This is a genomic window from Ensifer sp. SSB1 (genome assembly GCF_016652895.1).
Lineage (GTDB): Bacteria > Pseudomonadota > Alphaproteobacteria > Rhizobiales > Rhizobiaceae > Ensifer.
Genome location: NZ_JAEPRP010000198.1, coordinates 1,851 through 12,915, shown reverse-complemented (window position 1 = coordinate 12,915; position 11,065 = coordinate 1,851). Strand labels below are relative to the sequence as shown.

Sequence of the window (11,065 nt, the reverse complement as noted above, 5' to 3'; positions counted from 1 at the left end):
GTTTGCCGATATCGGCATCAAACAAGGTTGGGAGGGCGACGACCTTTTGATGGCCGACGTGAATGGCGACGGCAAGAGTGACGTCATTGCGATGAACCAGCAAACGCGCTCGGTCAACGTGGCGTTATCGACTGGCACCAGCTTTTCTGAAGAAGGTTGGAACCAGAATTATGCCAACTTCGCCGACAGCAGCCAGTGGAATGCGGACAATCCTCGCATGATGTCCGACGTCAATGGTGACGGTCTTTCCGATCTCGTCGGGTTCAGCACGCAAGTCAGTGTCGGCTTGTCGAATGGCGCCGGCTTCGAACCGCCGGCCATCTGGTCTTCGTCGTTTAACGCGCCAGACTGGTCCAGCCAGACGCCAAGGATGATGACCGATGTGAATGGCGACGGAAGGGGAGATATCGTCGGCTTCAATGCGGGTGGAACATCCATTGCGCTTTCGACGGGATCCGCCTTCGTCCCTGGCTCCTGGAACCAGGGATCATTGAACGGCCTCGGGCTCAATCAGGGCGGCTCGGCGAGTCAGACGAACCGGCTGGTGGCCGATATCAATGCCGACGGGCTTCTGGATGTCGTCGCGTTCACGCAAGAGAGCGTCGAGGTGGGGCTGACGGCAGGGGCCATTCCAGACCTCATGACCGGGATTGAGCGCTCGTCACTCGGGACGGTCGCGATCACCTACAAGCCGATTTCAGATCCCACGGTCTATTCCGAAACTGCAGGCACCGGAGCACTGGCGACCTACCAGCGATACCCGCCGCTCGTCCAGAACGAGGCATTGCCGCAATATCGGTCGAGTTCCAACCTGACCGGTCGCTACTATGTGGTGGCGAGCACGACGGACAGTAACAATCCGGCCATCACCACCAACCCCTACAGCTATACGACGACGCACTTCTATGAGGACGGACAGGTCAGCGACACGGGACGTGGCTGGCTGGGTTTTGCCGCAAGCACGCACACCAACGTCTCGATCGGCCGAACGACGACCGTTGCCTACAACCAGGCTTTCCCGCTCATCGGTCGTCCGCAATCGAGCACTGTGATCTGCGCCACGGCACAGGAGGGCCTTTGCTCGGCGGGAGACGTCCTGTCTGTCGACAGTTACCAGTACAAGTCGACGACGACCGAGGTATCGAAGGAGACCGGCTATAAGGCAACGCTCGTGCGACCCTCGTCGACGCGATCGGACAAATACCAGGGGGGCAAGTATCAGCATTCGCTTGGCCAGGTCTTTCTGTACGACACCTATGGAAATCGCACGCAGTCTGCCAAGCTCAACCTTGTCGACCGGTCAGGCAACGATCTTGATCCATCGGACAATGTCTACCGCAACATCGCCTATCAGAACGACCCGGCGAACTGGCGCTTCGGCTTCAGGCAGTTTGCAAAGACGACGCGCAATCCGTCGCTTTCCGACGTTCAGTCGTTCCAGCCGGCTGAAGACATTTCACTGGATAGCTGGGCCTATGATGACACTATGAACGTGGCCACGCGCGGTTCCTGGGATGAGGCGCGGCAGGCGTATCTCGAAACGACCTATTCCTACGACAGTTTCGGCAACCGCATAACGATGACCAAGCCCGGTTTGGCGACGACAACCTATGCGATCGAGCCGGCGTTCAACACCTATGTCCAGAAGATGTCCCAGCCGACCGGGGCGGGCGACACAGTGTTGCTGACGCAATATGGATACGATGCGCGTTTCGGCAAACAGACATTGAAGGTCGATGCCAACGGCAATCAGTTCACCACCTGCTATGACAGTTTTGGAAGACGGCAGACCATCCAGGGTCCGGCGCCTGAGGGAACCGACACAAGCGCGCTGGCGGCAACCTGCCTCTCGACATCGGTAACGGCTCCGGCCGGCCTCGTTCCCGCCAAGCTCGCGACACTTTCGACCTTCACCCATGGCTGGTCGAGCGGCGTGCCTTCGGTCACGCGCACGAACCTGACCCAGTGGCCGGCTGAGGGCAGCACGCCTTCGGTGCAATCGGTGACCTACCTCTTCGACGGGCTCGAACGCCGGTACCAGATGCTGACGCAATCGAGCGAGGGCGGTGCGGTCGATCGTGTCATGGAAGACATCACGTTCAGTGCCACCAACAAGGTTCTTCAAAGTGCCCTTCCCTACCTGACGGGCGATGAAGCGCTCTACGAAACGACAGCCTACGACCCTCTCGACAGGACGAGCGAGACCACGTTCCCGTGGCTGAACGGCGACGAGGTCCAAGCAATCGCCTCACAGACCAGCTACGAGATGACGGGGACCGGACAAACGGTAACGCGCACCATGGCAAGCGATACCGCCTATAGCGCAACCCTTGTCGAGGACCGTTCCTACTACGCCAACAAGGCGAAAGCGCAGACGCAGACATTCCAGGATCTGCGATCGCCTGGATTGCCGAGTGTCAAGACAAACTACGAGCGCGACGTCATCGGCCGCGTCACCGCGGTCGAGCCCCCACAAGATGGAGGCTCCACCACCGCGAAGTACACCTATGACAGCCTCGGTCGCGTTTCGGCAAAGACGCTGCCTGCACTCGGCGCCTCAACCTTCGAGTATGGTGCCAACGGGTACCTCGCAAAGAAGACCCAGGGCAACGGCACGTTCGCCTATTCCTATGACAGCGCCGGGCGCCAAACCACAGTGACCTATCCTGCCGGCATCTCGGTTGAATACGAGTATGACGGCGACAGCGTGGCGAATGGTCTTGGCCAACTGACGTCGGCCACCGTCAGCGGCCAGGCGGTCGATGTCTCGCGCTCCTTCGCATACGACGCTTATGGCTCGGTCGCAGATAGCACGCTTGAGGTTGGAAACCCAGCCGAGACCCTTTCACTAAACGCGCAGTTCGATCCGCAGAAACGGCCCACGAAAATTGAGATGTCCGATGGCACGGTCATCGGCCTTACATACATTTTGGATCACCTCGCGAGCCAATCCATTGCCGGCGTTCCGAAGATAACGCTCTCCGACTTCACCGCGATGGGGCAACCGCAAACCATCCAGTACGCAAACGGGGTCACCACCACACTGGAATACACACCGGATTTCGGGATCTCGAAACTTGGTGTCACGGCAGCGGGCCAGAACCTGTTCAGCGAAACCTACCAACTCGACCCCTACGGCTATCCGCTGAGCGTCAACGGCGCGTCGGCAAAATGGTCGAACTATACGAGGACGTCGAATTTCGAGACTGCGCGCCTCGGATCGGTCACGGACAGCAGGATCGCCGGCGGCGGCGAGACCTACCAGTACGACGGCGCCGGCAACCTGAAATCGTCAACCAATCTCTCGTTGGTGAGCAAGGGTTATCTGCTCGACCCGTCAAGCACGATCGATGGCCAGTCCCTCAACCCTAGCTATGACAACATGGGCAACCTTCTGTCGACATCGGCATCGAGCCTAACATTTAAAGCGAGCTATGACGGCCGAAACCGCCTTGAAAGCTTCAAGGCCGGCAGCGATGACAGTGCTGCTCAATACGCTTACGATCACGCCGGCAATCGTGTCTGGCGCAAGGATACGAGCGGCAGCAACTATCTCTATCTGTCGCCGCAATTCCACCAGATCACGGCCAATGGATCAACGACGTCCGAGGTAGTGCTGCATGGCGGCCTCGGCCCCGCCTACACTCGCAAGGCGACCGGCAGCACGGCAAATGAAAGCTACCTCCACGGGGATGCCCGCCATAGCTTGACCTTCACGACGGACACTGCCGGTTCGCCAACCGACTGGTTCCTCTATAACGCCTACGGCCTTCCGCTCGAACGCGCGGCAGGATCGCCCGACTACGGGTTCATGGGGCAACCCTTTGATGCCGATACCGGGCTTTATTATTTCAACCAGCGCTACTATCAGCCGGCGCTTGCAAGATTTACGAGGCCAGACACTCTCTATTCGGCGAGTATCTACCGGCACGACAGCGCGAACCGGTACGCCTTCATGCTGAACAATCCGGCCTGGGGCTTCGATCCGAGCGGCCACGGACTGCCCGCCTGCATCATCGGGCTTGGTGGTGGCGTCTTCGGCACTGCCGCCGGCATCTCGCAGACCGTCGATGGCGCAAAACAGAACAACGTGCTTTCGGCCGTGGGTGTAGGCGCGACGACCACCGTCGGCGGCATCTTTGCCGCGAGCGCCGGCGCATCCGCCTGCCTGAAGTACTATCGGGCACGCGTGGCCGGCCAGAACAATGGCGGCAACGATGGTGGAAACCAGGGCGGTCAGGATGGCGGTGGTCAGAACAACGGCCCACCTGACGGCAACGTCGCAAACAACGGCGACGTCGAAATGGACCAGATTGCAGCGCACGACGTCCAACAACCACCACAACGCATGGACGATGACAGCCAGAGCGAAGACGGTAGTGATCAACCCTCGTCAAGCAACTCTTCGTCAGAGAGCAGCGACGAAGAAGACGACAACGACGGCCTTGATGGCGGACCGAGAGACGGGGGCGGAAACGGCAGTGGCGAGACCGGCAACGGTTCGGGCACGACAAGTGATCCGCTCGCCGCGCCAAGCCAGTCGACCAGCGAGGCAATCGGCGAGACGGAGCTTGGTGCGAACTCCTCAAACAACCTGGAACTGCCAACCGTCGCGACAGCCTCCCAAAACAGCGTCAATGATGCGGCGGTCTCGAATTCGTCCTCGCTGGTATCGTCGACTGAGGGAGATGCCGGCGGTATCGAGGCCAGCATTTCCGTCTCGACGGGAAGCGAGATAGTCGAAACCACGGCAACGACGACAGGGATGGTGACGGAGATCGCGGCAGACACGACCGCCGCTGCAACCGGCGAAGCCGTTGCAGAAACGCTCCCGTTCTTCTTTCTGCTGTTTATTTGAAGCAGGTAAACGGCGCCACTCTGTCCGTGGGTGGCGCCGTACAAAGTCCGCGACCCCTTGCTGCCGCTTTATCATCGCCGCTCCGACCGCGCTAACGGAATTCGGGCGATAACGCGGGTTGATGGCGGGAAGCCCTGCATAAAGGGATATTACCGGCCCCACTACACGCCCGCCTTCGCCGCGCCCGTCTTCCGAACGATCGATCGATGCGACGTGTGCAAAGGCGCAGGATCACGAAGAGCCCATAGGTTACGACAATCACGAGGGCGAGATCGCGCAAGGTGCGCGAGAGCACCTCCCCTTCGGAGCCACTCAGGTTCGCAAATGTCGCGGGTGCCAAAGCCAGCTGCGTGGCGAACACGGCTGCCGATGTGACGGCGTGCTCGGCAAACAGCCGGGTAACGTCCGCCGCCCTCGCCCCAAGCGAATTACCGGTGATATCAGGCGCTGTATCTTCAACCCCTTCGTCAGCCCGACCGCGGGCGACTTTCTGCAGTTCATCGAGGAAGGCCTCGCGCGCATGATCGTCGCGCAGCACGTCGATCAGTTCCTGGAGCTTGGCGGGATCCGCCGACGGCTTCTCGGCAACGGGAACGACAATTTGCTGAGCAAGCGCGGGTATCGTCTCTGCGACAAAAGAGCGACAAGAAGCAACAAAACTCGGGTCAGGGAAAAGATCATCGGCTATGCTAGTCAGCGTGTTGGAGGAAACAAGGGGCGAGGAAACAGCTCATCGCCATTCGCCCTGGACTGCTACTGATCGACAACCAGGGCGCCCCATGACCGCGGGATCCCCAGTCGCCCTGATTGTTCCGAATTGAATAGCGCGCCCAAAATCGCGGCACACCGGCCCGCAGCCTTGACCAACAAAAAATGACCCGCCGCAGAACACGACGGGCCGAAGATCCGGAAATCTCTAAATTTTCATCTCTAGAATACGCCTTATGCAGTATATTATTTCGTGCACAGCCGTATATTAGCCATAAAAATACCACGAATCCCACCCTGAATCGCCACAATCTCACGGGATTGTGAACGTCCGAACTCGGTTAACCCGACGTAAAGGGCAGTGACGCAGCATGACAGAAACGCTGCCAAGTTGCATGACGCTCCCTAAATTGCTTTCTCAATAACGACCTTTCGGCTGAGACTTGGCAACCTTTCCGGACTCGTGAACATCTGCAAGACCATCATGGCCTCGGTTTTCGACTGCGCGCCTCTCAAGCCGTCCAGAACGCGCGCCGACCTGAACGGTCGGCAGAGTTTGGCGAGCGCAGGCAGGAAGCTTTGGTGCTCGTTCTTCGGCCAAAGCACCGCCAGGAATATGTCGACTGGCCTATCGTCAGGAGATGAAAAGTCGATGCCGCTGCGCAGTGTCATCAGCACTTTGGCAGGTGAGCGCAGAGCCGGCACCAGCGCATGCGGCAGGGCAAATCCTCCTCCAAAGCCCGTCGAGCCGAGGTCTTCGCGCGCGTGAAGGGCCTCAAACAGATCCCGCACCTCGATGCCGGTTCGGCCAGACAGATCTTCAGCGATCGTGTGCAGCGCCGATCGTCCATCAAAACACGGGGCTTTGATGATCAACTCTCGCTGCCAGTGGAAATCATCGACCTGCATCGCCCCTCCTTGCCGGCTTACATGGGTCAATTCCTCACCATGTGAGTTACAGTTTCCGAGAAAGCGGTTTTGGACGGCCATATCGCAACAACAATCTCAGGCTCTTGAGGGTTCAATCAACTCCGTTCACGATCGGTCTACAGCGCGCTTTCTCTCCCAACCACCACATGAAACCCGAAGAAATTGAGCGAATCGTCGCCTCGACCTTTATATCACATCGTGATATATGATTAGTATACTCCGGAGGGAGGAGGTTCGCGGGCGAGATGGCCAGCATATGCCACCAGGTCATCACGCTCGCGACGCCGGAAGCAAAACCCGGGCGTGGGGACGAAGGATTGCCGATCTTCAATCATGACAACATCAGTGGTCGGTCAGGCTATTTCTACCCTTCAGTGAAGGAAAACTCGACAGCGAACGGCGCGCTAAGCGATTATCCACTTTCAAAGGTCAATTCATGACAAGCAGGAGGCGTCGCAGGCTCTGCGCTCCACTGCCCGACGACATCAATGTGAAGAGTGAATATATTGCCGATCAACTCGGTCTATCGTTAGGCGACTTCGAGCGCTATCAGCACGCGGGTTTGGTTTCCGTGAGCTTGGAAAAGGACCGGCACATGTGTTGCGGCCTGCGACATCTGCGAGTTTGCCTGGGAAGTCGGCTGTTTGAAGCCGTGATCGACGATGAAGGAACGGTCCTTTACGAAGCCTTGAGGACCCTTGGCGGAACGGGGCGATCCAGCAGTTGAACGGCCTACATCCGGCCCTATCGAAGTCGGCTAGCCGTGCTAGCTGCGCCTGCGGCGGTCAAACACCCAATTTCCTTTGCGAACAACAGCTCCTGATGGCAAGTTTCAGCATCTTGCCGCGCAAACCAAGCCGGAAACATTCATGCCCCATCCCAAGCGTAAACTCAAAATCCTGCGCCGCTCCAAGGTCGTGCTGGGTTCTCGCGGCCAGTGGCGCACAAGGCTTGTTTTTTGGTCAGGGGCTCTGGCAATTGGGATTGTCAGTGTCGGCTTCGCCGAACTTGCAGATCTTGCACAAAACACGTTTGCCAGGCTCACTTCAGCGAGCAAATGGAGTTTTTGGGCGCCGCTCGCACTGACGCCCCTCGGCTTCATCCTGTCTGCGTATTTCGCGATCAGGTTCTTCCCCAACTCCCAGGGAAGTGGAATTCCCCAGGCGATCGCGGCACGCCATCTGGACGACACCGAGCGGCCGTTCCTCCTGTCGCTGAGGATCGCTTTCGGAAAGATTGTTCTGACCATCCTTGGGCTCTCTTGCGGTGCCTCGATCGGGCGAGAAGGGCCGACGGTACAAGTCGGCGCGTCGATCATGCTTGCTGCCGCTCGCTTCGGCGAGCTCCCGCACGCACGCGGGCTTATCCTCGCAGGTTCGGCGGCCGGAATTGCGGCGGCCTTCAACACACCCTTGGCGGGAATCGTGTTTGCGATTGAGGAGATGAGCCGCGCTTACGAGTCCCGTTCGAATGGGGTTGTACTCAGTGCAGTGATCCTATCGGGACTGGCCGCGCTCGCACTTTCGGGCAGCTACACTTACTTTGGCGTTTCAAGCGTTGCTCCAGCGCATTTGCGCGACTGGGTTTTGATCATCGTGTGTGGCATTGGCGGAGGAGCGCTTGGGGCCGGGTTCAGTGGCCTTGCTCTTCACCTGGGCCAACGCATTCGGCGCTGGGCCCAGCCGGACCAATTGAAGCGCACTATGGTTCTGGCCGGCCTTTGCGGACTGGGAGTTGCGGTGATCGGCATCACCTCGGGCGGCGCCACATACGGGACGGGGTACGAGCAGGCGCGGCATGCGATCGAAGGCTATGCGGCGCCACCTCTCTTTTTTATTCAGAAGCTGGTCGCGAGCTTCCTTTCGATGATTTCCACGATACCCGGCGGCATCTTTGCGCCGTCGCTCTCGGTCGGGGCGGGTTTCGGAAGCACGGTCGGGTTGATTCTGGGCACGAGCATCGGTCTTGGCGCGATTCTCGGCATGGCCGGCTACTTTGCAGGCGTTGTACAGGCGCCGATGACGGCCTTCGTCATCATCCTTGAGATGACCGGCGCCCACCAGGCGGTGATGCCCATCATGGCCGTTTCAATGATCGGCTATATCACATCACGAACTCTGTCGCGCGATCCGCTCTACCATGGCCTGTCGCGCGTCTTTGTGGCAGCCGCCATCCGGGCGCGGCGTGCATCGCAGAAGGCAGGTCAGGCGCCAGAAGGGAAATGAAGGTCGTATCGGGCGCCACGGTCGCTACCCACCCGGGTCATTTTGCGATCAGTTGCGCTCAACTAGCGCGTTTGCGCAAGCTCGCGAAGCCGGGTGAGCGATTCGGCCAGCAGTGGCTCGTTGGCGAGCATGGCGACCAGATGCCTTCTTGCCAGCGCGTCAAGAGCCGCCTCGCCCATCACGGTCAGGCCGACAAGGACACTTCGCTTGTCAACCGGCGATGGCGCTCGGTGCACGAGGCCGGCGGCCTCGAGCCGGTCGACGAGTTGAACCGCGCCGTTATGCTGCATCAGCATCTCTTCGGCGAGGCCTCTCATTCTGATACGGTTCTGTGGGGCGGTCTTGATGACCAACAGTGCCTGATACTGCTGCGACGTGATGCCCGCCCGCGACAGCTCGATCTCGCTACTGGCCAAAAAACGCCGCATGGCCAGTCTCACCCCTGCAAGGCCACTGAACACTCCAGGGTCGAGCGGCTCCCCGGAATTGGCCCCAGAAACTGAAGCCGCTGGTTTTACACGAACGCTGGAAGGCATCGAACGCATCCTTTATTTATATCATGATATGATATATAGTCGCCGCAACTCCGTGGGGGAGCTTCGCGAGCGCGGCAAACATAGCTACTTCGGTGGACGCCATAACACGCCGCGCTCGCGATTGTTAATTTTCAATCGTGTCATCGCGAGGGCGCAATTGAACAAGCTTACCGCAAGATGACGTTGGGGGGTGGATCTGCGAAGGGCGGCCCAATCCCCATGCGTGAAGGTGGCCTTTTCCCCCGGCGCCAAATTACGTTTGGGAGAGATGGCCTATGACGCGCAAGACATGGCGAGACCTGTCGCTGCCTCCCTCGAAGGATCTCTTCATCGAGCCATCCTATATTGCCGACCAGCTTGGCCTTTCGCCCGGAGATTTCGAGCGGTACCGCAACCTCGGCCTGATCAACGTTACCGTCGAATGCGGTTGTGGAGAACACCAGGACCTTAACCGCGTGCAGTGCCGCCTCGGCAATCGGGTCTGGGAAGCCATGGTCGACAGCGACGGGGCCGTCGCCTTCGAAGCAACAACTTACCTTCGCGGAAAACTAGCGAAGTTGAGCCGGGGCCGATAGGCGAGCGCCAATCCGTCAACGAACTCGTTCCACGCGCCAGAGATGATCGCCATCATTCGGCGGTGGATTTTTCAGGATACGTCTGCCGGCGCCCCAAGACCCGCGGCCGAGATGTCAGATCGATAACTGGCCCCTTTGTGACCGTTCGTTGCGCGATCGAAAGCACGCTGTCGAACAATTCGTCGCCTTCTGAAGATTTCGGCGCCGATGAGGTGTGCATGACACTAATCACCGACGTACCAGGGCACCTGGTTCGAATGGTGGCGTGAAACGAGTTCTTAGCCTGCAGATCCAAAGCGCTGGTCGGCTCGTCGAGGAGCAGAAGACCCGGCCGCAAGAGCAGAATGCGCGCGAGAATGAGCTTTTGCTTTTGCCCTCCGGACAAGAGCTGGTCCCAGGTCTGATTGGCTCGGCCCTCATTGGCAAGGTCATCTACAAAATCGGCAAGCCCGACTTCCTCCAATATCGTTGCAACGTCCGCATCATTGTACGACTGCGTGGGATCGGGCAGGCAAATCAACTCCTTTAGCGACGTCGACGGCAGATAGACGTCTTGCGCCGCATAGAGCGTGCGTACGTTTCTTGGCAGGATGATCGTGCCCCGCCCGTGCGGCCACAGGCGACTTATTGCTTTGAGCAAGGACGACTTGCCGCTGCCGGACTCTCCCAAAAGCAGCGCCCATTCGCCCCGCTCTACCCGCAGCCGATCCGTCGAAACGAAAGGCTCGGCTGCGCCCGGATGCATAAGTTCGACGTCCTGAATGGCCAGGCCTAGACGAGGGTCCTGGTTCTGGTAACGCAACTGCGAGCACCCGGTGCGCGCGTAGAATTCCTTTGGATGTTGGGCTTCTTCGATCGCCTCGGCAAGTTCTGTCACGCGCACTGCGTTCGCCCGCAATCTCGCGATATCGGGCATGACGTGAATGAACCAGGAACAGTCGTTGATAACCGCATTCGCAAGCTCAGCTCCCGTAACGTAGCCTTGGAGACTGATCCTGCTTTCAGCATAAGGAAGAAGTCCGGGTGCATAGGCGATGATGCGCGAGGAGAAGAAATTGTAGACGAGCTCGAATCCCATATAGCCTGCGGTGAGGAAATTCAGGCCGGCCCACGTTTGGTCGATGTCAGCATATCGTTGCCGGTTTATGCGGTTTTGCACGCCTTCGGCTTGAGTTGCAGCGACGTGGAAGCTTCGGTTCAAGAGCGTCGCGAGCTCGCGCCGATAACTTCCCT

The 11,065-nt window shown here is 59.1% G+C and carries 8 protein-coding genes; 5 read left to right on the top strand and 3 right to left on the bottom strand.

The features are described 5' to 3' along the window. Positions 1–49 precede the first annotated feature (49 nt). Together I8N66_RS32120 and I8N66_RS32115 are read left to right on the top strand one after the other, a co-directional pair. Complete coding sequence (locus I8N66_RS32120) at positions 50–4,858, top strand: RHS repeat-associated core domain-containing protein (protein WP_291162888.1); 4,809 nt, start codon at positions 50–52, stop codon at positions 4,856–4,858. 379 nt (positions 4,859–5,237) lie between these two features. Further along, positions 5,238–5,618 (top strand): hypothetical protein, encoded by a 381-nt coding sequence (locus I8N66_RS32115; protein ID WP_291162885.1) that lies wholly within the window; start codon positions 5,238–5,240, stop codon positions 5,616–5,618. A 353-nt stretch (positions 5,619–5,971) separates the two neighbouring features. Here the strand turns inward: I8N66_RS32115 and I8N66_RS32110 are convergent, their stop codons facing one another. After that, a complete protein-coding gene (locus tag I8N66_RS32110) occupies positions 5,972–6,475 on the bottom strand; it encodes a PTS sugar transporter subunit IIA (RefSeq protein ID WP_291162882.1) in 504 nt (167 codons plus the stop codon). 266 nt (positions 6,476–6,741) lie between these two features. On the opposite strand from I8N66_RS32110, the gene I8N66_RS32105 reads away from it, so the two are divergent. Both I8N66_RS32105 and I8N66_RS32100 read left to right on the top strand, forming a co-directional pair. Further along, positions 6,742–6,936 carry a hypothetical protein gene (locus I8N66_RS32105; RefSeq protein ID WP_291162879.1) on the top strand — a complete coding sequence of 65 codons (195 nt, stop codon included), beginning with the start codon at positions 6,742–6,744 and terminating at the stop codon, positions 6,934–6,936. Positions 6,937–7,365: 429 nt separating this feature from the next. Then, the gene (locus tag I8N66_RS32100; protein ID WP_291162876.1) at positions 7,366–8,721 is read left to right on the top strand and encodes a chloride channel protein; all 1,356 of its coding nucleotides are present in this window, start codon (positions 7,366–7,368) and stop codon (positions 8,719–8,721) included. Positions 8,722–8,783: 62 nt separating this feature from the next. Here the strand turns inward: I8N66_RS32100 and I8N66_RS32095 are convergent, their stop codons facing one another. Continuing rightward, positions 8,784–9,257 (bottom strand): MarR family transcriptional regulator, encoded by a 474-nt coding sequence (locus I8N66_RS32095; protein WP_291162873.1) that lies wholly within the window; start codon positions 9,255–9,257, stop codon positions 8,784–8,786. Between the two features lie 275 nt (positions 9,258–9,532). On the opposite strand from I8N66_RS32095, the gene I8N66_RS32090 reads away from it, so the two are divergent. Beyond that, entirely contained in the window at positions 9,533–9,832 is a 300-nt protein-coding gene (locus I8N66_RS32090) for a DUF6522 family protein (protein WP_291162870.1), read from the top strand. A gap of 52 nt (positions 9,833–9,884) precedes the next feature. Here the strand turns inward: I8N66_RS32090 and I8N66_RS32085 are convergent. Next, positions 9,885–11,065: ATP-binding cassette domain-containing protein (locus I8N66_RS32085; RefSeq protein ID WP_291162867.1), on the bottom strand; the 1,181-nt coding region annotated here is incomplete at its 5' end.

Excerpts from the sequence above, each read along its gene's own strand:
- I8N66_RS32090 (WP_291162870.1), top strand. The coding sequence starts at position 9,533 with ATGACGCGCAAGACATGGCGAGACCTGTCGCTGCCTCCCTCGAAGGAT.
- I8N66_RS32120 (WP_291162888.1), top strand. The coding sequence starts at position 50 with ATGGCCGACGTGAATGGCGACGGCAAGAGTGACGTCATTGCGATGAAC.
- I8N66_RS32095 (WP_291162873.1), bottom strand. The coding sequence starts at position 9,257 with ATGCCTTCCAGCGTTCGTGTAAAACCAGCGGCTTCAGTTTCTGGGGCC.
- I8N66_RS32100 (WP_291162876.1), top strand. The coding sequence starts at position 7,366 with ATGCCCCATCCCAAGCGTAAACTCAAAATCCTGCGCCGCTCCAAGGTC.
- I8N66_RS32110 (WP_291162882.1), bottom strand. The coding sequence starts at position 6,475 with ATGCAGGTCGATGATTTCCACTGGCAGCGAGAGTTGATCATCAAAGCC.
- I8N66_RS32105 (WP_291162879.1), top strand. The coding sequence starts at position 6,742 with ATGGCCAGCATATGCCACCAGGTCATCACGCTCGCGACGCCGGAAGCA.